This is a genomic window from Actinomadura sp. NPDC047616 (assembly GCF_040642915.1).
In the GTDB taxonomy this organism is placed as follows: Bacteria; Actinomycetota; Actinomycetes; order Streptosporangiales; family Streptosporangiaceae; genus Spirillospora; species Spirillospora miaoliensis.
In genome coordinates this window covers 135122-158036 of sequence record NZ_JBEYTB010000011.1, presented here as the reverse complement: position 1 = coordinate 158036, position 22915 = coordinate 135122, and the positions used below count along the sequence as shown (strand labels likewise).

Sequence of the window (22915 nt, the reverse complement as noted above, 5' to 3'; positions counted from 1 at the left end):
GTTCTTCATGTAACGCTACTACACAAGTTGATGTATCGTCGTTTTCGAAACAACGCGTTCACTCGAAGGAGTCACTGATGCGTGCAGCCGTTATGACCGCGCCGGACACGCCGCTGACGATCGAGGACCGGCCGGTCCCCGAGCCGGGCCCCGGCGAACTGCTGATCAGGGTGGTCGCCTGCGGGATGTGCCACTCGGAGGTCGTCCAGTGGCACGGCCACCACGTGTTCGGCCGCTTCCCGGTGGTGCCGGGCCACGAGATCAGCGGCGTCGTGGAGGCCCTCGGCCGGGACGTCGACTTCCCGGCCGTCGGTACGCGGGTGGGCGTGCCGTTCCTGTACGACTCGTGCGGCCACTGCGACATGTGCGTGCGCGGTGACCAGATTCTGTGCCGCGACAAGCGGGCCACCGGGCTGAGCGTGGACGGCGGCTACGCCGAATACGTGATCGTCAAGGCGGGGTACGCGACCCCGATCCCCGACGGGCTGGACCCGGTCGCCGCCGCCCCGCTGATGTGCGCGGGCATCACCGGCTTCAACGGCCTGCGCCAGGGCGGCGTCCGTCCCGGCTCGAAGGTGGCCGTGCTGGGCACCGGCGGCGTCGGCACCATGGCGATCCGCTTCGCCGCGGCGATGGGCGCCCGCGTCGCGGTCGTCTCCCGTGGCCGGCACAGCGAGGACGAGGCCAAGCGCCTCGGCGCCGAACTGTTCGTGGCCACCGACGAGCAGGACCCGGCCGAAGCCCTGCGCGCCTGGGACGGCGGCGCCGACCTCGTCCTCAACACCACACCCGCCAACGCCGCGGCCGAGGCCGCCCTCGGCGGCATCGCCCCCGACGGCACCCTCCTCATGCTGGGCTACGGCCAGGCGCCGCTGAGCATCCCGCCGGTGGTGCTGGTGGTGAACCGGATCCGGGTCATGGGCATGCCGTCAGGCTCCCCGCACGACCTGCGCGACACCCTCGCCTTCGCCGCCGCGCACGGCATCGTCCCGGAGAGCACGCCGATCCCCTTGGAGGAGGCCCCCGCCACCCTCGCCGCGATGGCCGACGGCACCGCCCGGGGCCGCCACGTCATCACCTTCCCTTGACCCGCAGCGGTGGTGGGAACGGCTCGGCCGTTCCCACCACGTCATCCTGGCGGGGCGTTGCTCTCTTCCTAGACTCTTGATCTAGATATAGACGTGGTAGTCTAAATGTGCTGATCGCCACTGAGGTGCCCGCACGTTCGCGCTCGGATCGCGAGTCCGCGGGACGCCGACGACCCAGGCGGCGGCACTCACCGCACCCCTCCACGGGGATGCGGCCCGGCGTCGGCCGTCCCGGGGAGGGATCTGTGAGCGAGGCAATGGAAGACGATGAGCGCCGCCAACGGTCCGGCGAGGACGTCATCGATGAGCGGGACGCCGACGAGCACCTGATCCGCGAGGCGGAGAAGATCGCTGTCGCGTTGGGCAGGATGTTCCCCGGCCTGTGCGAGGTCGTCCTGCACGACCTGCGTGATCCCGCGAACGCCATCAGGGTGATCGAGAACAACCTGTCCGGTCGTCAGGTCGGCGACTCGGCCACCGAACTGGGGCTGCGGCGTATCAGCGACCCCGGGTATCCGAGCGTCGTCCAGAACTACGCCAACCGGTTTCCGGACGGACGTCCCGCGAAGAGCACGTCGATCGGCATCAAGAACTCCTCCGGGCGGTACGTCGCGGCGCTGTGCCTCAACCTCGACATCTCCGTGCTCTCGCCGCTGACGCTGACCCTGTCCAACCTCGTCGCGACGGAGACCGGCCATCGTGACGAGCCGCTCGAAACGCTGCGCGACCGCAACGCGCGAGAGCTCCGCCGCGCCGTCGAGAGCCTCTCCGCGGAGCGCGCCGCCACCCCCAGGGCCCTGTCCAGGGAAGCGAAGAAGGAAGTGGTCAGGAAGCTGCGGGAGGACGGCTACTTCGAGTCCCGCGACGCCGCGCAGACGATCGCCGATCTGCTCGGGATATCCCGAGCCACCGTCTACAACTACGCGAAGTGAGGTCGGGAGCCATGTGCCGTATGACCCCTCACAGCGCTTTCACCCGGGGCCCGGCCCTCCTGGAACGAGCCCTCCTGGAACGAATGGGCATCACACTGTGACCACCTCCGCCGCCCTCCTCACGCTGAACGACCCGGACACCCCGTTCGCGGTGGTCGACGTCCACCGAGCACGCCGGAACGCGCGGCGGCTCGAATCCAGGCTCGACCGGCTCGGGGTCCGGCTGCGGCCCCACGTGAAGACCGCGAAGTCCCTTCCCGTGGCCGCCCTGATGCAGCCCGGCGGCCCCGGCCCGATCACTGTCTCCACCCTCGCCGAGGCCGAGGCGTTCGCCGACGGCGGTTACACCGACATCACCTACGCCGTCGGCATCGACCCGCACAAGCTGCCGCGCGTTCTGGCGCTCCTGCGCCGGGGCGTCACGCTGCGGGTGCTGCTGGACAGCCCCGAACAGGCCACCGCCATCGCCCGAACCGCGCGCGAGGCCGGGACGCGGATCCCGGCCCTGATCGAGGTGGACTGCGACGGCCACCGAGGGGGCGTCACCGTCGACGACCCGTCCCTGGTCGGCATCGGGCGGACGTTGCACGACGCCGGTTGCCTGTCGGGGGTGCTGGTCCACGCCGGAGAGTCCTACTTCGCCACGACCCCGTCCGACCGGCGGAAGGCCGCGGCGAACGAACGCGACGCCGCGGTGGCCGCCGCGGACCGTCTGCGCGTCGAAGGGTTCCACGTCGACACGGTGAGCGTGGGCTCCACCCCCACGGCGCACGCCGCCGAGGATCTCACCGGCGTCACCGAGGTCCGCGCCGGCAACTACGTCTTCTTCGACCTCGTCATGGCCGGTCTCGGCGTCTGCCGACTCGACGACCTCGCCCTCTCGGTGGTCGTCACCGTCATCGGGCACCGGCCCGAGCACGGCTGGATCCTCACCGACGGCGGCTGGATGGCCATGTCGCGGGACCGCGGGACCGCCGACCAGGCCCAGGACCAGGGGTACGGCCTCGTCACCGACGTGCGGGGGAACCTGCTGCCCGGCCTGGTCATGTCCGGCGCGAGCCAGGAACACGGCATCCTCACCGCCCGCGACGGGCACGCCCTGCCGGACCTGCCCATCGGGACCAGGCTGCGCGTCCTGCCCAACCACGCGTGCGCCACCGCCGCCCAGCACCGCGGATACCACGTCGTCGACAGCGGCGAACCGGACGCCGGCGGGTCCGCACCGGCGGTGCGGGCGGTCTGGGAGCGCGTCGGAGGCTGGTGAGCCCCAGCCGTCCTCAAAGGCCGGTGAGCCCGAGCCGTCCCCGAAGGCCGGTGAGCCCGAGCCGTCCCGGAACGACATGTCAGGAGCATCATGACCACCGACAGGCCCGCCCTGATCGATCGCGCCGGCCGCCGCTACCCGATCGACGAGCCGCGCTGGTGCGGTGACGACGGATCACCGCTGCTGGTGGAACCCCTGCCCGGCATCACCCGCGAGCGGATCGACCCCGGGATCCCCTCGCAGTGGCGCTACGCCGCCGCACTCGCGCTGCCCGACACTCCCGCCGTGAGCCTGGGCGAGGGGCGGACCCCGCTGCTGCCCCGCCGCCTGGGGGGACTCGACGTCGCCGTCAAGGTGGAGACCGCCAACCCCACCGCCAGCTTCAAGGACCGAGGCACCTCGGTGATGATCAGCACCCTGCGCAGCCAGGGCGTCCGCGCCGTCCTGGAGGACTCCAGCGGCAACGGCGGCTCCTCCGTCGCCGCCTACTGCGCGGCGGCCGGGATCGACGCGCGGATCCTCGCCCCGGAGGCGACGTCGCCGGCCAAGATCCTGCAGAGCAGGATCCACGGCGCGTCGGTCGAGCTCGTGCCGGGCAGCCGGCAGGACACCGCGGACGAGGCGCTGCGCCGGTCCGCCGAACGCTTCTACGCCAGCCACAACTGGCATCCCCACTTCATCGAGGGCATCAAGCTCATCGCCTACGAGATCTGGGAGGACATGGGGTTCACCGCCCCGTCCGCCGTGGTCGTCCCGGCCGGTGCCGGGAGCCTCGTGCTGGGGTGCGCGGCGGGCTTCGGCGAGCTCTACCGGTCCGGTGAGATCGCGCGGATGCCGCGTCTGCTCGTCACGCAGCCGGAACGGTGCAGCCCGCTGGTCCGGGCGTTCGCCTCCGGTGCGGACGGCGTCGAACCGGCCGAGTGGGCCCCGACGCTCGCCGAAGGGACCGCGATCGCCCGCCCCGTCCGGGACCGGGAGGTACTGCGCGCGATCCGCGACACGGCGGGCGCGATGACGGCGGTGGCCGAGGAACGCCTGCGCCCGGCGACGCTCGCCCTGGCCAGGACCGGCCTCTACGCCGAACCCACCAGCGCCCAGGTGGTGCCCGGCGTCGAGCAGTTCGCGCGCGACGGCCACCTCACCCGCGACGACGACATCGTCGTCGTCCTGACCGGCTCGGGACTCAAGGCGAGCGCCGCGATGGCCCGGCTCCTGGACGCCGAACCTGACCGGTGATCGGCCGCCCCTACGCTCGTGGAGATGCGACTCGACCTCATCACGATCGTGGTGGACGACTACGACCGGGCCATCGAGTTCTTCACCCGCGCACTGGGATTCGACCTGGTCGAGGACTCGCCGTCCCTGACCAATGACGGCCGTCCCAAACGGTGGGTCGTCGTCCGGCCGCCGGGTGCCGAGACCGCCGTGCTGCTCGCCCGAGCCGACGGCGACCGCCAGGCGGCCGCCGTCGGAAACCAGACGGGCGGCCGCGTCGGTTTCTTCCTCCGTGTGGACGACTTCGACACCGCCTACGCACGCATGACGGCCGCCGGCGTCGAGTTCGTCAGCCCGCCCCGCACCGAGCCCTACGGCCGGGTCGCCGTCTTCCGCGACATCGCCGGCAACCTCTGGGACCTGCTCGGTCCCGCCTGACGGCCTCACGCGGCGGCGGCCCGGTCGTGCCACCGTGACCCGCCGCGTCATGGCGGTACGGGCGGAGGCTGCCCGTCCGTGCCGATGGCGTCCTCGGCATGGCCGGTGGACCGTCCGGGATCAGGACGGCTCTTCGTAGGTGATGTCGTGTTTGGCGGCGATGGGGTTGAGTTTGTGCGCGTCGAGCTTCCCGCCCGTGGTGATGTGCGGCCTGGCCTCGATGAGGTCCTCGACGAAGACGGGCCGTCGCCGACGTGACCGCGAACGCCAGATCGTGCCCTGGTAGTCCCGCGCTGCCCTCGCTCGGGTCACGGGGGCCTGGGCCGCCGGTTACGGCCGGTTGCTCCCGCTGGTGCCCCGCAACTCACGGAAGGCTTCTCTGAGTTCGGAGACCAGGAGGTCCGGCTGCTCCAAACCGGGGAAGTGCCCGCCGCGGTCCAGTTCGTGCCACGATCGGAGATCGCGGTAGCGTCGTTCGGCCCAGCGGCGCGTCGTCGGCCACGGCTCGGCCGGGAACAGCGAGCAGGCCGTCGGTACGGTCACCGGCTGCGCGTTCTCTTCCTCCGCGCTGAGCGGTACCCACCGCATCGCCTCCCAGTACCAGCGAGCGCTGGAGGCGCCGGTCCCGGTCAGCCAGTACAGGGCGATGCCGTCCACCTGTTGCCGCAAGCTCAGTCCGCCTCCGGCCTCGGGCCGGGTGTCCGCGTAAGCGGCGAACTTCTCACCGAGCCACGCGGCCAGGCCGGAGGGCGAGTCGAGCAGGGAGTAGCCCAGGGTCTGCGGGCGGGTGCTCATCAGCATCCCGAAGCCGTATCCGTCCGCCAGGTGCAGGTCGCGCCGGTCCAGGACGCGTTGTTCCGCCTCGGTCGGCGAAGTCCGGTCCTCCGGCAGGGGAGAGGCCAGCGGCATCGTCAGGTGCAGGCCCGCGATGCGCTCCGGAACCAGGCGCGCCAGTTCGGTGCTCACATACGCGCCCCAGTCTCCGCCGTGGGCGGCGAACCGTTCGTAGCCGAGGGCGCTCATCAGCTCGGCCCACGCTCGTGCGGTACGGCCGGGGTTCCAGCCCTGTTCACGTGGACGGTCGCTGAACCCGAAGCCCGGCAGCGCCGGCACCACCACGTGGAAGGCGTCGTCCGCGGAACCGCCGTGAGCGACGGGGTCACTAAGCGGCCCGAGCACATCCTCGAACTCGAATACCGAACCCGGCCAGCCGTGCGTCAGCAGCAGGGGGAGTGCCGTGGGCTCCGGTGAACGCACGTGCCAGAACGCGATGCGCAGCCCGTCGATGTGGGCGCGGTACTGCGGAATCGCGTTCCACTGTTCTTCCCTTTTCCGCCAGTCGTAATGACGCCATGCGTCCAGCAACGCGCTCATCCGGTGCAGTTCGATGCCTTGCGACGGGTCCGGCACCGTCTCCGGCTCCGGGAGCCGGGTGCGCTCCAGGCGGGCACGCAGGTCGGCCAAATCCTCGTCGGGGACGTGGATCGTGAACGGCTCGATTTCAGTCATCGCGATGACCTCCTCCCGTCGCGTGCGGAATGGAGATGTGCGATGTGGAACACCGCCTGATCGGCGGCAACTTTTCGCGTGTACGGCACGGCCCCGAGCCTAGGGACGTCGTGACCGCGAAGCCCATGTGCGAGGTTGCGGAGACAGCGGTCAGGAATTGCGGTACGCCGACGGCCGCATGCCGGTTTCGCGCAGGAACGCCGCCGAGAGGGCCCCGGGACTGGCGAAGCCGCAGCGTGGCGCGATCTCGGCGATCGGCAGGTCGCTGTTCCGCAGCAGGCGCTGCGCCTCCTCGATGCGCAGCCGGGTCAGATAGCGGTGCGGTGTCTCGCCCGTCGCCGCCTTGAAGACACGCACGAGGTGGTAAACGCTGAGGTAGACCTCGCCGGCGAGGTCGGCCAGGGTGAGCGGCTCGGCCAGCCGGTCGCGCATGAGCGCGATGACCGTCCGGACCCGCGTGTCGTCCCGTACCGGCACGCGCGGATCGGACCGCCCGCGATGGTGCGTGAGAAGGCGGACGGCCAGAAAGGCCGCCGCGGACTCCGCGTAGAGATCCCCGACCTCGTCCGCCGTGCCCAGGGCGCGCATGATCTCGTCGATGAGCGGGTCACCCGCCGCCACGGACGCGGCCATGCTCTCGTAGTCCACCGCATGCCCGCCCAGTTGCGCCGCGGTCCGTTCGACGGTGCCCCACGGGATATGGACCTGCACACTTCGCATCGGCCCGTCCGCCCGATAGCGGCGAAGCGCGGGCCGGCCGGGAACGCTCAGCTCAAGCCGCCCCGGGGACCAGGTGTGACGACTCCAACGGCCGCCGGTCCGCGTCTCCATCTCCGCGTGGCCTGCTTCGGCCAATACCAGGTGCAGGTCCGCCGTGCCCGGCAACTCCAAATCCTCGACCACGGGAGCGTGATCGAACCGCTGAACGAGCAACGACCGCCAGCCGACGTCCCAGCTGCAACGCGTCCGCCGCACATAGCGATCCATGTCGATACCGGCATACGGCTGGAAGTCGAAATGAACGGAGTCGAACACCATGCACCCGAGCGTAGAGCCGGCTTCCGAACTCCATAACGAACAAGGACCGCCCCGGCCCGGCCGCCCCTCCCGGCGAATGACGAGCGGCACCATCTGGTGCCGCGAACTCTTCAGCGGGACCGCCCCCCGTCGCGATCCCCGCTCCGGCCGCCATCCGGATCTGGCGCGCCGCCCCCTTTCGCCGAGTTCGGAGGCCCGGCGACAGGCCCATCGAAGATCCGTGACCTGCCAGACGCCTGTTGTTCCTGTGGATGCAGGCGGCCCACTCGGCGGGGTCAGTTCGAGGACGGGCCCATGCTGTGATGCCAGCGGGAGCCACCGCTGAAGGGCTGGGCCCGACAGATATCGATGCCACCGCGTGCGGCGCCCGATGATCGGATTTCGGCTCCGCCGGAGGGCGCGCCGCCGGTTCCTGGAGCTGCTGGCCGAGGGGGAAGGCCCTGAATCCTTCCTCAACCCCGCATGAGAAACCCCGACGGCCCGAGGCCGACGCGTGGTTCACCGACGTCCTCCGCACTCGGCTGTACAAACCCGCCTGCCTGCGCATGGCGGCACGGCGGCCGCCGCAGATCTTCGCTCGGGAGCAACACCGCCGCCCTCGGGAAGCCTGTGACGGGCCCCGTCCGGCTGGAGCCACGAGCCGACGCCCTGACCGCCGAGGCGACCGGTCGGCGGCAGGCCGCGAAGCCGACGTTCGTCGCGCCCTGCCGCCGATCATGCTCTCAGCGACACCGCGGTGGCCGTCTCAACCGGTGACCGATCTCAGGAGTGTCGCGGCGTGACGATGGGTGTCTAGCCTTCCGGGAAGAAGAGGAACAGCGTGCAGCCCGTCGTCGTCTGCGGGACATGTGAGGAACCCGCGGGGGCGTGGATGAAGGACCCGGCCGGGTAGTCCCGCTCCCCGTCGTTGAAGACGCCGGAGACCACGAAGACCTCCTCGGGACCCGGCTCATGGACGTCGACTCCCTGCCAGCACGTGTTCGCGTCCATCTGGAGCACGAAGGCCTTCGCGCCGTTGTCCCCCTGCCACAGCGGCCGCAGACGGATGCCTGGGAACAGTTCGCGGACCGGCGCGTCCTCGACGGTGGACCACACATAGCCAGACGTGTTCTGTTCTGTCGCCATGGGGCCAGCCTGGCGGCCGGCCGTCGCGCCGCCGAGTGTCAGGAAAGACATCATCCGGTACTTTTCTGCCATGCATCGGGTGACGGCGCTCGTCCGCCCCTCGCAATCGACCTTCGAACTCGCCTGCGCGGCCCAGGTGTTCGGCATCGAGCGGCCAGGACTTCCCGTGCGATACGCCTTCAACGTGTGCACAGAGCGCCCTGGTCCGGTCGCGACGCGCGCCGGTTACGACATGCTCGTGACCGACGGGCTGGACGCACTCGACCAGGCGGACACCGTGGTCATCCCGGGTTGGCTGCCGCCCGAGGAGCCCCCCTCACCTGCGGTCATGCAGGCCCTGTGCCGCGCGCACTCCCGCGGAGCGCGGTTGGTCAGCATCTGCTCCGGCGCCTTCGCGCTGGCGCACGCCGGTCTGCTGGACGGACGGCGGGCGACCACTCACTGGGCCCTGGCGGACGAGCTCGCCGCGCGCTTCCCGCACATCCAGGTCGACCCGGACGTGTTGTACGTGGACCACGGTGACGTGGCCACCAGCGCCGGAGCCGGGGCCGGCATCGACCTGTGCATGCACCTGGTCCGCAGCGACCAGGGCGCCCGGTACGCCGCGCATATCGCCCGGACGATGGTCATGCCGCCCCACCGCGAGGGCGGTCAGCTGCAGTACTCGGCGCCGCCACACCCCGCCCAAATCGACGGCACCCTCGCGCCTTTGCTGGAGTGGATCACCCGGAGACTCAGCGAACCGATCACCATCGAGAGCATGGCCGCGCAGGCGGGCGTGTCGGCGCGCACCCTCGCCCGCCGGTTCGCCGACCAGCTCGGCACCAGCCCCGGGCAGTGGCTGCTCGCCCAGCGGATCGCCGCCGCCCAGGACCTGCTGGAGTCCACCGACCTCCCCTTGGACGCCATCGCCCGCCGCGTCGGTCTCTCCTCGGCCACCAACCTCCGCAGGCGCTTCCTCAACACCCTCGGCACAACCCCAGGCGCCTACCGCCGAGCCTTCCGAACCAAGCCCCAATGACAATCCGAGGTTTCAACGACCCAGAGTGCTGTCCTCGGCTCGTCCGACCTGGAGGCACGTGCTGAGGGGGGGCTCGCTGAGGCTGACTTGCGTCACCGGATGTTGCGCCTGGTCACGCGTCGATTTCGTGCTGACGGATCTTGCGGACGAAGGCGGCCCACTCAGTGGGGGTGAATTCGAGGATGGGGCCGGTGCCGTGCTGCTTGGTGTCGCGGATGCCGATGGTGCCGTCGTCGGCTCGTCCCACCTCGACGCAGTGGCCGTTGGGCTCGCTGTGGCGTGACTTGAGCCAGCCGGAGTAGTGCTTGGTCATGTCTCCGATCCTGCATGGTCGGTGAGTCGGTCGGCTACCCCAGTGAGAAAGGCGATGCTGTCCTCCCGGGACAGGGCGGCCGCTCGAAGGCGGTCGTACATACCGGTGTACCGCGCCACTTCACTTCGTTTGGTGAGGATGAGATCGGTGGTGACGGTGTCGACCACCGCCATGGGCGCGTCCCCCGGATCGGCGAACGTGTAGAGGTAGAAGGAGCACTTGGGTAGGAATCCGCCCGGGATGCGTACGTCATGGGGGAGCACTTGGACGGTGATCCGCTCCTCGTTCGAGACGAGCTCGATCATGTGACGGAGCTGGGCGGCCATCGCCTGCGGCGGTACGGCCAGCCGGTGGATGACGCACTCGTCGAGCACCGTCTCGTAGTACGGGCCGTCCGGTCGGAGCAGTTGGCCCTGTCGGTTCTCGCGGGCGCTGATCATGCGGTCGGGGTGGTAGTCGAGTGACCCTTGGGTTTTGTCGAGGTCGACCAGCGCCGAGATGAATTCCGGGCTCTGGAGGATGGCGGGCATGGCCGTCTGGTCGTAGCTGCGGATCGTCTCGGCGTGGAATTCGAGGTCGGCCGCCAGCTTCTGACGCGGTCCCATGGACATGCCGTAGCGATCCCACCATCCGCGCGTCGCGGCCTCGCGGGCCAGTTGGATGATCTGGTCGTGCTGCTGTTCGGGGATTCCGAGGGCTTCGAGGATGTTCATCAGGTCGGCCAGGTCCGGGCGGAGTTGCGCGTTCTCCAGTCGAATGATCTTCGAACGTGAGATGTGAACGTACTCCGCCAGGGCGTCGATGGTGAGTCCGCGAGCTTCGCGGAGCTTGCGCACCTCGGCGGCGAGCTGGCGCCGGCGCAGATAGGGACTGCGCATGGCGACTCCTTTCCTTGGTCACTCTGCGTACAGGCCAAGACTCTGGGCGCCTCCGTCGAAATGTGCAAGGGAATCTTTGGGGCACATCAGACATTTTTTGGATAATCGCAGGTCAATTCGATCAAGTGGGAACATGCAAAGCCTGCACGTCCAATTTTTGGTGCCCCAAAGTTTGTGAATGTGAGATCTGAAGGCCCCGATTAGGTTGCCGGGCGGCCTTTTACGGCGGTTCTTGGTGCGCGGGTGGCCACGGGGGGTGACGATGTGGTGGTGAGCGGGCCGGGGGGCCGCTTGATCCGACTTCGTCCATTCCCGAGGTGTGCGATGTGCGTTTCGATCTTCTTCGCGAGCGAGCCGGCGGGCGGGATGCGCTGGCGGCGGTCCTTTCCGGGACAGGCGCGGTACGCGGCGGCCGCGCGGCGGTTCGTGGCGGCGCTGCTGGACGACTGCCCCTTCCTTGACGAGGTGACGCTGGCCGCCGACGAGCTGGTGGTGAACGCGCTGCGGCACACCAGGTCGGGCGGGCCCGGCGGGACGTTCGCGGTCGACGTCGGCCGCTGGGACGCGCTCGTCGCCGTCGCGGTCAGTGACCAGGGCGGGCCGAACGAGCCGGCCGTCGTGGACGCCCACGAGCTCGCGGAGTGCGGGCGAGGGCTGCGGACGATCTCGGCGATGGCGGCGGGATGGGGCTGGTTCGGCAACGAGCAGGCCCGGACGGTCACGGCCGTGTTCGCGTCGTCCGGCGTGTCCTGGGTGGCGGCCGCATGAACGGGCGGGTGGTGCGCGAGCAGACCGTCGACCAGGTGTGCTCCGCGCTGGGAACGGCCATGCGCGCCGACCCGGACGCCATCGCCTCGCTCGTGGAGTCGGCAGGGCTGGACGACTTCACCGCGGCTTTCCTCCGCGAGGCGCGGTCACTGGCGCTGGGCCTGGCGGCGGCGCTCAACACCGTCCTCGGCATCCACCGCCACGGCCGGGACCCCCACGACCGGGACGTGTGCCTGGCCTGCGGTACGGCGAAATGCCGCACGGTGCGCGGTGTGGCCGAGGCGCTGTCCGCGTACAGGGTGCGATTCAGTGGTGTCGACCGTGCCGAGGCGTGGCGCCGGGCCGAAGCCTGGTTCGCCCATCAGGCGGGACGTGCGGTGGCGGTGACAGTCGAAGAGTTCGACGCGGGATTCATCGTCCGATCCGCGCCTGGGGAGACAGTGGTGGTCGTCGATCGCCGTACCGGTGCACTCACCCAGTGGCCCGACCTCCCCACGGGCGCCCTCAGCGAGCATTACCGTCGCTATGCACAAGGTTCCCTTGGATAGGCGCCTGGCGCACGCGCCGTCGCCGCGGCCTACTGGCGGCCGTGGGTGGGGACGATGTCGAGTTCGCGCATTCGGCGGGTGCCCCATTCGCCCAGGGCGCTGAGCGCCGCGTAGAGGGCGACGCCTTCGTCGGTCAGTTCGTACTGGACCCGGGGCGGCGTCTCGTTGAACACGGTCCGCCTGACGATGCCGTCCGCCTCAAGTTCGCGGAGTTGCTGGGTGAGCACCTTCTCGCTGATGCCGGAGAGGCTCCGGCGCAACTCGCCGAATCGATGGATCCGCTCATCCAGCGCCCACAGGATCAGCGCTTTCCACTTGCCCCCGACAACGTCCATCGCGGCGTCGAGAGCGCAGATGTAGGGCGGGTTGCGCACCTGCCTCATGGTAGCCGGGACGGCCCGCCCTACTCGCGGACGGACTCAGCCGGCGGTGGCGACGGCGCGTCGCATCCGCCACAGTGAGGCGCGCAGGTGTCCGGCCAGGTCCGCGGGCACGCCCGCTTCCCCGGACGCGGCGAGGATGTTCTCCAGGCCGACCGCCTGCATCTCGGGGTTGTACTCGTCCGGAACGGTGTCACTCACGTCGGCACCGGCGACGAAGATCGGGAGCATCTGCTCCAGCCAGGGTTGCACCACCTCGCGCTTGAACGTCTCCACGTCGCCGCCTTCCGCGTGGAGCATCCTCACGGCGTGGTCCACCCCGGCCCCTATGCCGTACATACCGCTCAGCGCTGCCATGTCGTACAGCGCCGCGAACCCCGGGTCCTCGCCCACCCAGTGAGGACGGCCCAGAGGGCTGAGCGCGGGAGCGACACGGTCGAACAGGTCACGCGCACCGCTGTAGAGGATGAACGCTCCCTCCGTCCCCACCGTCGGCGGTACGGCCATGATCCCGCCCGCGAGGAGACGCACCTCGTACCCCTTGAGCCACCGGTCGAGCTCCCGCGCCTGCCGCACGGAGCCGCTGGTGAGGTTGACGAGCGTCCTGTCGGCCAGCTTCTGCACCACCGGGGCGAGCGTCTCGCGGACGCTGGCGTCATCCAGCAGGCACGCGACCGTCAGGTCGCTCGCCTCGATCGCCTCTTCCACACCCGACACCTCCCGCGCGCCGCGTGCGACAAGGTCGCCCGCCTTCCCGGGAGTGCGGTTCCAGACCGTCACCTCGCGACCGGCTGCGAGGAGCGCGCCCGCGAGCGCGCGCCCCATGGCGCCCAGACCGAGGATGCTGATTCGTTCATGCTGCTCGCTCATGCGGAACACTTTCACCGGCAGCGGTTCGTGCCACAAGAACGCACTTTGAAGTGCGTGGTTACCTGAAGGTTAGTTGTCACGGGGTGCGGGCCTATGGAAGGGAAGGGCTCGAACGAAAGGCATTTCCGCGGGAGGCGACGCACGCCTCTCCTGGGACCCGAAGGCGGCCGGGTTACGGTTGGGTGGGTGGGGTGCCTCTGTGGGAGGGGGCTTGATGGGCCGTTCCCGGTGGTCGGTGGGGCGGCGGTGGGCCGGGGTGCTGGTGGCGGGCTTGGCGGTGCTCGGACTGTCCGGATTCATGGCGGCGTGGCCTGGGGCAGGGCGAGATCCGACGTTGCGGGTGATGACCTACAACGTGCGGGGTGTGGCCGATCCGCCGCCTCGGGACTGGCGGACGCGGTTGCCCCTGGTGAAGCGGTTGCTGCGCAAGCACGATCCGGATCTGCTCGGCGTGCAGGAGGCCAAGTGGCCCCAGATGCGGGATCTGGAACGAGCACTGCCCGGTCACCGGTGGGTCGGCATGGGGTTACGGGGCGACACCCGGGATCAGTTTCTGGCCATTTTCTACCGTGCCGAGCGGTTCGATGTTCTGGATTCCGGCCACTTCTGGCTGTCGGACACGCCTGACGTCATCGGCTCGGCGACCTGGGGAAACAGGTACGTCCGGATGGTGACGTGGGTCGAACTGCGCGACCGGCGGACCGGTGTCGTCTTCTACCAGCTCAATACCCACTTCGATCACGAGTCGGAGAATTCCCGGACGAAGAGTGCCGATCTTGTGCTCAAGAAGGTGCGTGAACTCGAGGCCGGCGTTCCGGTGCTCGCCGCCGGCGATTTCAATGCCGCTGCGGGGAATTCGCGGCCGTACTCGATGCTGACCGGGACGGACGCGTTCCAGGACACCTGGGTGACGGCTCGGCGGCGTGGCGCCCAGTACAAGACCGACGCTCGCTGGCAGGCGCCGGTGCCGGGTGGGAGAAGGGTCGACTGGATCCTGTCGCGCGGGGCCGTGGAGACGCTGTGGAGCGAGATCGATCCATGGCAGGTCGGCGGCGTCTACCCGTCGGACCATTTCCCCGTGATCGCGCATCTGCGGCTTGACGTGCGCGCGGCGTCGTGAACCCCCGATGGCCGGCGGCGCTAGGCGTCGTCGGAGGGGCCGGCCAGGGTGCGGGCGGCGGACTCCTCCTCGGGGGTGAGGCCCCAGTGGCCGCCGTCGGGGGCGCGGCGGGCCTGCTCGTCGATCCAGCGGTGGTGCGCCTCCCAGGCGGCCTGCTTGCTGGAGCCCAGGGCCGCGCCGATCTGCGACCAGGACGCACCGGCCGCGCGCGCCGACCGGACCACCAGCTGGCGGCCATAGGCGGCCTTGCGGGCGATCACCTCTCCCAGGGCGAGGAGTTCCAGGGACTCCTCGCGGGTGAGGGTGGGCGTCGCGGCCTCGGCGGCCTCCGGGCCGGTGACGGCCAGTGCGTGCCGCGTGGCGAGTTCGTCGTAGCGGGCGACGGCGGTGCGGAGGGTGAACTCTCGTTCGAGCGCCTCGGGTGTGGACATGATCCGAGCCTGCCGTCAAGACAGCTTGACGTCAAGTCGGCCTGACGGCGTCAGCGTGTGCGCAGGGCGTTCAGGAAGTCGTCCAGGAGGGTGCGCTGGCGGTCGGGTGGGAAGCGGTCCGGGTCGAAGAGGGCCTGGACGACCAGGCCGTGGGTGAAGGCGGCGACCGTGGCGACGGTGTCGTCCACGTCGGCCGAGGCCGGCAGTTCGCCGCGGTCGCGGGCGGCGGCCACGTGGACGCGCAGGCGGGCGCGCCAGCGGTCGTAGCGGCGGCGTTCGCGGTCGGCCAGGTCGGGGTCGCCGAGGGAGCCGTCCCAGGACCCCACCCACACGCGGTTCACCACGGCGGCGCCGGGGGTGAGGGGGAGGACGTCCAGCAGGGCGGCGCGCAGGGCGGCCAGGCCCTCGTCGGACGGGACGCGGCGGGCGCGGCCTTCGGTGCGTTCGTCGGCCACGTCCAGGGCGTGCGCGATCAGCGCCTTCTTGTTCGGGAAGTAGTGGGTGAGCAGGCCCGTCGAGGCGCCCATCTCCGCCGCCACCGCGCGCAGTGTCAGCCCCGCGAAGCCGCGTTCGGACAGGACGCGCCACACCGCCTCGGACACGTCACGTCGCCGGGCGTCATGGTCACCTCGTGCGGGCATGCGTCATAGAGTACGTAACAAACGTTGGGTACGCACTCTGGAGGTCAGCGTGTTCGGTGTCGACCTGGGGGACGGGGCGCGGCTGCGTCCGCTGGAGCCGTGGCATGCGGAGGAGTTCCTGGCTCACGGCGAGCGTGCGCGCCCGCACATCGCCAACTGGATCCCTTGGGCCACCACGGTGACGGACGTCGAAAAGGCCCGGACGCTCCTGCGCGACTACGCCGACCGGCAGGCCGCCGACACGGGCCGCATGTACGGGATCTGGGTGGACGGCGTGCTCCGGGGCGGCACTGTGTTCCGGACGTTCGACACCGCGATGGGCGTCTGCGAGGTCGGAGTCTGGCTGGAGGCCGAGGCGGAGGGGCGCGGGCTGGTCAACCGCGCGGTCCGGCACATGATCGACTGGGCGGTCGGCGAACGCGGCATGGTGCGCGTGGAGTGGCGGTGCGCGCCGGACAACCTGCGCAGTCAGGCCGTCGCCAAGCGGCTCGGCATGCGGCTCGACGGGACGCTGCGGCAGTCCTACGTGTTCCACGGCGAGCGCCGGGACGAGCAGATCTGGTCGCTGCTGGCCGACGAGTGGCGCTGACCGCGAGCCTTGTCAGGGAACGGGCGGCACGGGCAGGGGGTGCTCCAGGGCCGTGAGCGTCAGCAGCACCAGGGACGCCGTCCAGCCCAGGGGCGCCACACCGGCGGGGCGGCCCTTGGCGTCCACCTTCTCCGGCAGGGCGCCCAGGGACGTGCGGTGCCGGGCCAGCCAGTCCAGGCGTGCCCGCGCCTCCTGAACGCGGCCCGACGAGGCGGCGGTCAATGCGAACATCGCCATCTCCGGGGTCCACGCCACGGTCCGGTTGCCCGCCCACTTCTCGCCGGGCAGCACCCCGCCGTTCGGCAGCGTGAGCCGTTCGGCCGCGTTCAGCACCGCCGCGCTCACCCCCCAGTCCTGCGGGGCGAACGGGGGAGCGACGAACGTCACAGAGGTGTCCATGCGGCCGCCCCGTACCGGAGAACGCGGGTAGCCGTAAGGGGCGAAATGCCGCGCCACCGCGTTCGACAGCCGCAGCGAGGCGTTCTGCCAGTGCGACGACCGCGCGAGATCGCCGCGGTCGCGCGCCAGGGCGGCCGCCGCGCGCAGGCCCGCCAGCACCGGCCCCACGACGCCCAGGGTGGGACGGTCCGGGTCCTGCTCGGTGCCGGGTGAACGCTCGAAGTAGTCCGACGACGGCGGCGGCAGCCCCTCGGAGTCGAGCGAGGAGGCCAGCTGGTCGGCGGCGCGCACCACCATCGGCCACAGCTCCGGCAGCCGTCCCGCCCCGGCCGGATCGTGCGTGTGGACGAGCCAGCTCGCCCACACCACCCAGCCCAGCGAGTCGAGCTGCGGGTCGCGGCCGTCGATCACCGCGCTGCCGTCGGGGTGGTACCGGGCCGCCCACCGGCCCTCGTCCGTCTGCACCCGCTCCAGGAACCGCAGCACCCGCCGCGCCTCCGGCGTGTGCCCGGTGACGGCGAACGCCGCCGCCGCGAACGCCGCGTCCCGAGGCCAGGCGTACCGCCACGCCCCGTACCACGACGCCAGCGACGCCCCGTTGGGACGGGTCAGCAGACGCAGGTCGAGCAGGGCCCTTTCGGCCATCTCCCGTTCGGTCGCGGTCTGTCCCGGGACCGTGCCCCGCGTCAGCCACAGGCTGTCGGACCGCACCGCCTGCCGCACCCGCGGATCGGACGCCGGAACTGTGATCGCCGTCTCGGCGCCGAACGGCACCAGCCGCACCCGCCCGTCGCGCAGCCGCACCACCGAGCTGCCCGGCAGGTACGCGGCGCCGTCCTCCTCGGCGTCCAGCGGCACCCCGGCGAACGGCCAGCCGCCGCCGCCCACCAGCCCCGGGCTGTCCCACCCGGGCCCGCCTCCGCTGGGCATGCGCGCCCCGCACGTGGCCGCCAGACCGGCGACGAGCAGCAACGCCACAGCGCGTCGCACCCTGCGCGGACCGCCGTCGCGCGCGGCCCCCACCCGGTCCTCGGCCACCGGCCCTTCTCCCCTTCTTCACCCCGCATTACCGCAAGGTGAAGACAAGTACATCAAAGGGTGTGCCGCGGTTTCTCCTCCTGCAGGTCAAACACGACATCCTTCTCAGGTGCCATATCGGTACCGTCGGCGACGCCGGTCACATCCCGGGCCGGTGAGACCGGACATCCTTCCCTGACGTCACACCGGGGCCGAGAACCCCGCGCCGAGCCTTCCCCCTGGCGTCCGGTCACTCCTGGTAAGGGGCTAGGCTGCATCGACGGAGCGGACCGCAGGGTGTGGCGGCCCCACGGACCCCCGTGTTGCACACCCCCCACTCGCGCGGTCATCAGCTGTCGATCCGTTACAAGGGACGCCTCGTGGACCTGTTCGAACATCAGGCGAAGGAACTCTTCGCCGAGTACGGGGTACCGGTGCCTACCGGCAAGGTCGCCCATACTCCCCAGGAAGCCCGGGCCGCCGCGGAGGAGCTGTTCGCCGCGGGAAGCTCGAAGGTCGTCGTCAAGGCCCAGGTCAAGACCGGCGGCCGCGGCAAGGCCGGCGGCGTGAAGCTCGCCGACAACGCCGACGAGGCCGAAGCCCTGGCCGGCCAGATCCTCGGCATGGACATCAAGGGCCACACGGTCCACAAGGTCCTGGTCGAGGAGGGCAGCGCGATCGCGCAGGAGTACTACTTCTCCTTCCTGCTCGACCGGGCCAACCGCACCTTCCTGTCGATCTGCTCCGCCGAGGGCGGCATGGAGATCGAGGAGGTCGCCGCGACCAACCCCGACGCCGTGGCCAAGGTGCCGGTGTCGGCGCTGGACGGCGTCGACCGCGCCAAGGCGCTGGAGATCGCCCAGGCGGGCAAGCTGCCGGCCGAGGCCCAGGAGGGCGCCGCCACCCTCATCGAGCGGCTGTGGGCGGTGTTCACCGACGAGGACGCCACCCTGGTCGAGGTCAACCCGATGATCCTCACCACCGACGGCCAGGTGAAGGCGCTCGACGGCAAGGTCACCCTGGACGACAACGCCGGGTTCCGGCAGGCCGAGCACGAGGCCCTGGAGGACAAGGCCGCCGCCGACCCGCTGGAGGCGCGCGCCAAGGCCAAGGACCTCAACTACGTCAAGCTGGACGGCACCGTCGGCATCATCGGCAACGGCGCCGGCCTGGTCATGTCCACGCTGGACGTCGTCGCCTACGCGGGCGAGGAGTTCGGCGGGCAGAAGCCGGCCAACTTCCTGGACATCGGCGGCGGCGCCTCCGCCGAGGTCATGGCCAACGGCCTGGAGATCGTGCTGTCGGACGCCGACGTCAAGGCCGTCTTCGTCAACGTGTTCGGCGGCATCACCGCGTGCGACGCCGTCGCCAACGGCATCGTGTCCGCCTACAAGCTGCTGTCCGAGCGGGGCGAGAACGTCGACCGGCCGCTGGTGGTCCGGCTCGACGGCAACAACGCCGAGCTCGGCCGCAAGATCCTGAGCGACGCGGCGCTGCCCGGCGTCGAGCAGGTCGAGACCATGGACGACGCGGCCCGGCGCGCCGCGGAACTCGCTGCGGCAGGTGCATGAGCATGGCCATCTGGTTGACCGAGAACAGCAAGATCATCGTGCAGGGCATGACCGGCTCGGAGGGCATGAAGCACTCCCGCCGCATGCTCGCCGCGGGCGCCCAGGTCGTCGGCGGCGTCAACGCCCGCAAGGCCGGGCAGAGCGTCGACTTCGACGGCACCACGCTGCCGGTGTTCGGCACCGTGCGCGAGGCCATGGCCGAGACCGGCGCCGACGTGTCGGTGGTGTTCGTCCCGCCGAAGTTCACCAAGGACGCCGTGGTCGAGGCGATCGACGCCGAGATCCCGCTGTGCGTGGTGATCACCGAGGGCATCCCGGTGCACGACACCGCCTACTTCTGGGGCCACGCCGAGGCCAAGGGCAACAAGACCCGCATCATCGGCCCCAACTGCCCGGGCATCGCCTCCCCCGGCAAGTCCAACGCGGGCATCATCCCCGCCGACATCACCTCGCCCGGCCGCATCGGGCTGGTGTCCAAGTCGGGCACGCTGACGTACCAGATGATGTACGAGCTGCGCGACATCGGCTTCTCCACCTGCGTCGGCATCGGCGGTGACCCGGTCATCGGCACCACCCACATCGACGCGCTGCAGGCGTTCCAGGACGACCCCGACACCGCCGCCATCGTGATGATCGGCGAGATCGGCGGGGACGCCGAGGAGCGCGCCGCCGCCTACATCGAGCAGCACATCACCAAGCCGGTCGTCGGCTACGTCGCCGGGTTCACCGCGCCCGAGGGCAAGACGATGGGCCACGCCGGTGCGATCGTGTCCGGCTCGGCGGGCACCGCGCAGGCCAAGAAGGAGGCGCTGGAGAAGGTCGGCGTCCGCGTCGGCAAGACCCCCAGCGAGACCGCCCGCCTCATGCGCGAGATCATGCAGAACCTCTGACGCGGACCCTGTGACGGGGAACGTCTGACGAGGAACCTCTGACGAGGCGCGTCGCAGTTCCGGAAAGACGCCCGAGCCGCCCGTACCGGTGGCCCGGGCGTCTTTCGTTCTCCGGTCCACTCTCCGGCGGCCTCGCGGCGGTTCTGTCGGTGGCGGCTGGCAGGGTGCGTGCCGTGAACCGAGACGACTTCTGGCGGCTCATCTTCGAACCCATGTGGGACTTCGAGGAGGACAAGGCCGAGACCCGGCGCCGCCTGCCCCGCGTCCGGGCCCTGTACGAACACCACTACGCCTGACGTCCGTCCGTCACCAATCCGCAGCAAGGCGACACGCCGGGCGGGTGAGAGGCCCCGGCTGCGCGGGCCCCGGGTGCCAGCATGGACGCCGTGAGCGATGTGAGCCCGGAGACCAGCGTGACCTCACCGCCCCCCGAGCAGCCGAGGGCGGCGTCGGCGTCCGGCAGGGCGGCCCCGCAGGCCGCCGCCGCGGTGTCGCGTCCCCTGTACGTGACGGGGCTGGTCGGGGCGCTGTGGTGCATCGGCATCGGGCTCGCCGTGCTCACCACCATCACCCTCGTCGGCTGGATCGCCGCTCCGCGCACGGCGCTGGGCGCGGGCATGCCCGGGGTGTTCCGGACGGCGGTCACGTTCTGGCTGGTGTCCCACCACGCCGGATTCACCGTCGAGCACGGCCGTGTCGGGCTGCTGCCGCTCGGCCTGCTCGTCATCCCGGGCGCGCTGCTGTACCGCAGCGGCGGCTGGATGATCCGGGTCGGCGGCGTGCGGCGCCGCCCGCGCGTCGCCGTGGCGCACGTCGCCGTCGCGCTGGCCGTTCCCTACGCCCTGCTGGCGGGACTGCTCGCCCTGGCCGCCAGCTCGCCGGTGACCCGCCCGTCCGCCTGGCAGGCCCTGGTCGCCTGCTTCGTCGTCGCCGTGATCGCGGGCGGGCTGGGCGCGGCGCGGGCCGTCGTCGCCCACGTCGCCGCCGGCCGCCGGGTGCGCTCCGGGCTCGGCGCGCTGCTGCGGCTGCTGCCGGAACGGCCCCGCTCGCTGGTGGTCGGCATCGCCGGCGCGCTCGCCGTCCTGCTGGCCGCCGGGGCCGTGCTGGTCGGCGCGTCCCTCGCCGTGCACCTGAACGAGGCGACCCGGCTGTACGACATGCTCGCCCCCGGCATCGTCGGCGGGGCCCTGCTGCTGCTGATCGAGCTGGCGTTCCTGCCGAACGCGGTGATCTGGGGCATGTCCTACGCCGTCGGCCCGGGTTTCTCCGTCGGGGCGGGCACCAGCGTGTCGCCGACCGGGGTGTTCCTGGACGTCATGCCCGCCTTCCCGCCGCTGGCCGCGCTGCCCGAGCCCGGGCCGGCGCCGCTGGTGTCCCTGGTGGCGCTGGCCGCCCCGTTCGCCGCGGGCGCCGTCGGCGGGGTGCTCACGGTGCGGTCCATGCCGAGCCGGTCCTACGAGGCGGCGCCGCTGTGGGGGTTCCTGACCGGGGCGCTGGCGGGCCTGGTCGCGGCGCTGCTGGCGGCGCTGTCGGGCGGCCCGATCGGCGGCGGCCGGATGGCCACCGTCGGGCCGTCGCCGTGGCAGGTCGGCCTGCTGGCGGCCCTGGAGATCGGCATCTCGGCGGCGATCGCGGCGTGGACGGCGAACTGGCTGATCCTGCGCCGTCCCGGCGAGGCGTCGTCCGAACGCGCCGAGCGGCGCCGCAAGATCCGCGGCACCAAGCGGCCCCGGCGGCCCAAGCGGGCGAAGCGGCACCAGCCCGAGCCCGCCGCCGGTCCCGCGACGCCGGAGACACCCGAGGCGCACCCCGTGCCGGTGCCGTCCGCGGAGGCGCCGCGGCCCGTCGCCGCGCCCGAGCCTCCGCAGTCGCCGTACGCCGCCGACCCCCTCGAATTCGAGGAGGCCGAACCCGTCCTCGCGCCGCGCCGCACCGCGCGGAACAGGCCGCGCACCACCGATCCGCTGCCCGACCTGGCCGACGGGCCCGACCGGCCCGGCGCCGGCGCGCCGCCGTCCACCGCCCGCGCCCGGCACGACGACGGGCACGACGACGGGCTGGTAGACGGGCACAAGGACGGGCACGCCGCCGAGCCCTACGCGCCCGAGCCGAGAGCTTCGGAGCCCGAGGAGGCCGAGCGGCGGCCGTCCCACGACGACGCGGCCGGGCCCGAACCGCGCGAACGCACCGAGAACCGCGGTGGCGCCATCTACGTCCTGAAGGACGAAGGGGACCGCTAGGGGAGAACGGTGCCGGACATGCTGCCCTTGGGCAGGTTCAGCTTCTCCTCGATCCTCGGGATGTACTTGTCACGGCACGCGTCCTCGTCGATCTTGGTGTTGGCCGTGTCCATGCACTTGGTGTAGCCGTTCATCTCCGGCCCGATCAGCACCGACACCGCGGCCGCCGCCACGGCCATGGCCAGCCCCACCGCGCCGAGCACCATGCCGGGGCCGGCGCCGGGCGCGAGCACGTTGTGCCGGCGCGCGCGCCGCTGGGCCTTGACGCCCACGACGAGCGAGGCCACGCCCAGCACCAGCGCCAGCGGGAAAAGGGGCCACGCCAGCGCCAGCGCGCCGACGCCCAGCCACAGGGCCCGCCAGCCGGTGCGGTCCTCGGGGCCGTTCGCCGGGGGGCGCCCCGCGGGCGGCGGCCCCGCTGGACCGCCGGGGGCGGTGTCGTCGCCGGGGGTCCGGCCGGTGTCCTGGCGAGGGGCGGTGCCGCCGTCGCCCTGGCCCGGCTGCTCACTCACGTTCATTCCTCCTGGCCGCTGGGGTCGGATGCGCTTTGGGGCGCGCCGAGCACGGCCGATAGGCTTCGTGCTGGGCGGTCAGTGCCCCGGACACTGCCGCGCAGGTCCGTTAACCCCA

The 22915-nt window shown here is 71.3% G+C and carries 26 protein-coding genes; 14 read left to right on the top strand and 12 right to left on the bottom strand.

Annotation, left to right across the window (positions count from 1 at the left end; all coding sequences use genetic code 11):
* Positions 1 to 77 precede the first annotated feature (77 nt).
* The 5 genes from ABZ801_RS25655 to ABZ801_RS25635 all read left to right on the top strand — a co-directional run bounded on the left by ABZ801_RS25655 (position 78) and on the right by ABZ801_RS25635 (position 4937).
* Entirely contained in the window at positions 78 to 1088 is a 1011-nt protein-coding gene (locus ABZ801_RS25655; RefSeq protein WP_360702208.1) for an alcohol dehydrogenase catalytic domain-containing protein, read from the top strand.
* 245 nt (positions 1089 to 1333) lie between these two features.
* Positions 1334 to 2020, top strand: a complete 687-nt coding sequence (locus ABZ801_RS25650; RefSeq protein WP_360702206.1) for a PAS domain-containing protein — start codon at positions 1334 to 1336, stop codon at positions 2018 to 2020.
* Positions 2021 to 2117: 97 nt separating this feature from the next.
* Complete coding sequence (locus ABZ801_RS25645) at positions 2118 to 3284, top strand: DSD1 family PLP-dependent enzyme (protein WP_360702204.1); 1167 nt, start codon at positions 2118 to 2120, stop codon at positions 3282 to 3284.
* Between the two features lie 90 nt (positions 3285 to 3374).
* Positions 3375 to 4520, top strand: coding sequence for a threonine synthase (locus ABZ801_RS25640; RefSeq protein ID WP_360702202.1), 1146 nt, complete (start codon positions 3375 to 3377; stop codon positions 4518 to 4520).
* Between the two features lie 24 nt (positions 4521 to 4544).
* Positions 4545 to 4937, top strand: coding sequence for a VOC family protein (locus ABZ801_RS25635; RefSeq protein WP_360702199.1), 393 nt, complete (start codon positions 4545 to 4547; stop codon positions 4935 to 4937).
* 120 nt (positions 4938 to 5057) lie between these two features.
* Here the strand turns inward: ABZ801_RS25635 and ABZ801_RS25630 are convergent, their stop codons facing one another.
* From ABZ801_RS25630 to ABZ801_RS25615, 4 genes are all read right to left on the bottom strand, one after another.
* Positions 5058 to 5249 (bottom strand): hypothetical protein, encoded by a 192-nt coding sequence (locus tag ABZ801_RS25630; RefSeq protein ID WP_360702197.1) that lies wholly within the window; start codon positions 5247 to 5249, stop codon positions 5058 to 5060.
* Between the two features lie 18 nt (positions 5250 to 5267).
* Positions 5268 to 6446 (bottom strand): epoxide hydrolase family protein, encoded by a 1179-nt coding sequence (locus ABZ801_RS25625; protein WP_360702194.1) that lies wholly within the window; start codon positions 6444 to 6446, stop codon positions 5268 to 5270.
* A gap of 150 nt (positions 6447 to 6596) precedes the next feature.
* The gene (locus ABZ801_RS25620) at positions 6597 to 7484 is read right to left on the bottom strand and encodes an AraC family transcriptional regulator (RefSeq protein WP_360702191.1); all 888 of its coding nucleotides are present in this window, start codon (positions 7482 to 7484) and stop codon (positions 6597 to 6599) included.
* Between the two features lie 792 nt (positions 7485 to 8276).
* Positions 8277 to 8681 carry a cupin domain-containing protein gene (locus ABZ801_RS25615; RefSeq protein WP_344947908.1) on the bottom strand — a complete coding sequence of 135 codons (405 nt, stop codon included), beginning with the start codon at positions 8679 to 8681 and terminating at the stop codon, positions 8277 to 8279.
* Here ABZ801_RS25615 and ABZ801_RS25610 point away from each other — a divergent pair.
* Positions 8680 to 9630, top strand: a complete 951-nt coding sequence (locus tag ABZ801_RS25610; RefSeq protein WP_360702188.1) for a helix-turn-helix domain-containing protein — start codon at positions 8680 to 8682, stop codon at positions 9628 to 9630. The two genes, ABZ801_RS25615 and ABZ801_RS25610, sit on opposite strands and share 2 nt — an antisense overlap.
* Positions 9631 to 9742: 112 nt before the next feature.
* Here ABZ801_RS25610 and ABZ801_RS25605 read toward each other — a convergent pair whose 3' ends face one another.
* Positions 9743 to 9943 carry a DUF397 domain-containing protein gene (locus ABZ801_RS25605; protein ID WP_360702186.1) on the bottom strand — a complete coding sequence of 67 codons (201 nt, stop codon included), beginning with the start codon at positions 9941 to 9943 and terminating at the stop codon, positions 9743 to 9745.
* A complete protein-coding gene (locus tag ABZ801_RS25600; RefSeq protein WP_360702183.1) occupies positions 9940 to 10821 on the bottom strand; it encodes a helix-turn-helix transcriptional regulator in 882 nt (293 codons plus the stop codon). The genes ABZ801_RS25605 and ABZ801_RS25600 overlap by 4 nt, the downstream gene beginning before the upstream one ends.
* Positions 10822 to 11145: 324 nt before the next feature.
* Between ABZ801_RS25600 and ABZ801_RS25595 the strand changes: the two genes are divergently transcribed.
* On the top strand, positions 11146 to 11589 hold the full coding sequence (locus ABZ801_RS25595) for an ATP-binding protein (protein ID WP_360702180.1): 444 nt from the start codon (positions 11146 to 11148) through the stop codon (positions 11587 to 11589).
* A complete protein-coding gene (locus ABZ801_RS25590) occupies positions 11586 to 12137 on the top strand; it encodes a hypothetical protein (RefSeq protein WP_360702177.1) in 552 nt (183 codons plus the stop codon). The genes ABZ801_RS25595 and ABZ801_RS25590 overlap by 4 nt, the downstream gene beginning before the upstream one ends.
* A 29-nt stretch (positions 12138 to 12166) precedes the next feature.
* Here the strand turns inward: ABZ801_RS25590 and ABZ801_RS25585 are convergent, their stop codons facing one another.
* Both ABZ801_RS25585 and ABZ801_RS25580 read right to left on the bottom strand, forming a co-directional pair.
* Positions 12167 to 12520, bottom strand: a complete 354-nt coding sequence (locus ABZ801_RS25585) for a helix-turn-helix domain-containing protein (protein WP_360702174.1) — start codon at positions 12518 to 12520, stop codon at positions 12167 to 12169.
* Between the two features lie 36 nt (positions 12521 to 12556).
* Positions 12557 to 13387 carry an NAD(P)-binding domain-containing protein gene (locus ABZ801_RS25580; protein WP_360702171.1) on the bottom strand — a complete coding sequence of 277 codons (831 nt, stop codon included), beginning with the start codon at positions 13385 to 13387 and terminating at the stop codon, positions 12557 to 12559.
* 343 nt (positions 13388 to 13730) lie between these two features.
* On the opposite strand from ABZ801_RS25580, the gene ABZ801_RS25575 reads away from it, so the two are divergent.
* On the top strand, positions 13731 to 14507 hold the full coding sequence (locus ABZ801_RS25575) for an endonuclease/exonuclease/phosphatase family protein (protein ID WP_360702168.1): 777 nt from the start codon (positions 13731 to 13733) through the stop codon (positions 14505 to 14507).
* A gap of 20 nt (positions 14508 to 14527) precedes the next feature.
* Here ABZ801_RS25575 and ABZ801_RS25570 read toward each other — a convergent pair whose 3' ends face one another.
* Positions 14528 to 14938, bottom strand: coding sequence for a hypothetical protein (locus tag ABZ801_RS25570; RefSeq protein WP_360702165.1), 411 nt, complete (start codon positions 14936 to 14938; stop codon positions 14528 to 14530).
* Positions 14939 to 14988: 50 nt separating this feature from the next.
* Entirely contained in the window at positions 14989 to 15579 is a 591-nt protein-coding gene (locus ABZ801_RS25565; RefSeq protein ID WP_360702162.1) for a TetR/AcrR family transcriptional regulator, read from the bottom strand.
* A 49-nt stretch (positions 15580 to 15628) separates the two neighbouring features.
* Here ABZ801_RS25565 and ABZ801_RS25560 point away from each other — a divergent pair, with 49 nt between their 5' ends.
* Positions 15629 to 16168 (top strand): GNAT family protein, encoded by a 540-nt coding sequence (locus tag ABZ801_RS25560; RefSeq protein ID WP_360702159.1) that lies wholly within the window; start codon positions 15629 to 15631, stop codon positions 16166 to 16168.
* Positions 16169 to 16180: 12 nt separating this feature from the next.
* Here ABZ801_RS25560 and ABZ801_RS25555 read toward each other — a convergent pair whose 3' ends face one another.
* Entirely contained in the window at positions 16181 to 17605 is a 1425-nt protein-coding gene (locus ABZ801_RS25555) for a glycoside hydrolase family 15 (protein WP_360702156.1), read from the bottom strand.
* Between the two features lie 359 nt (positions 17606 to 17964).
* Here ABZ801_RS25555 and sucC point away from each other — a divergent pair, with 359 nt between their 5' ends.
* The 4 genes from sucC to ABZ801_RS25535 all read left to right on the top strand — a co-directional run bounded on the left by sucC (position 17965) and on the right by ABZ801_RS25535 (position 22285).
* Positions 17965 to 19155: an ADP-forming succinate--CoA ligase subunit beta gene (gene sucC / locus ABZ801_RS25550; protein ID WP_344947959.1), complete on the top strand. Its 1191-nt coding sequence runs from the start codon at positions 17965 to 17967 to the stop codon at positions 19153 to 19155.
* A 2-nt stretch (positions 19156 to 19157) separates the two neighbouring features.
* Complete coding sequence (sucD, locus tag ABZ801_RS25545) at positions 19158 to 20045, top strand: succinate--CoA ligase subunit alpha (RefSeq protein ID WP_344947962.1); 888 nt, start codon at positions 19158 to 19160, stop codon at positions 20043 to 20045.
* A gap of 173 nt (positions 20046 to 20218) precedes the next feature.
* Positions 20219 to 20341: a hypothetical protein gene (locus ABZ801_RS25540; RefSeq protein WP_360702152.1), complete on the top strand. Its 123-nt coding sequence runs from the start codon at positions 20219 to 20221 to the stop codon at positions 20339 to 20341.
* A gap of 90 nt (positions 20342 to 20431) precedes the next feature.
* Positions 20432 to 22285: a DUF6350 family protein gene (locus ABZ801_RS25535; protein WP_360702150.1), complete on the top strand. Its 1854-nt coding sequence runs from the start codon at positions 20432 to 20434 to the stop codon at positions 22283 to 22285.
* On the opposite strand, the gene ABZ801_RS25530 is transcribed toward ABZ801_RS25535, so the two are convergent.
* Entirely contained in the window at positions 22282 to 22797 is a 516-nt protein-coding gene (locus ABZ801_RS25530) for a hypothetical protein (protein ID WP_360702147.1), read from the bottom strand. The genes ABZ801_RS25535 and ABZ801_RS25530 overlap by 4 nt on opposite strands.
* Between the last annotated feature and the right edge of the window lie 118 nt (positions 22798 to 22915).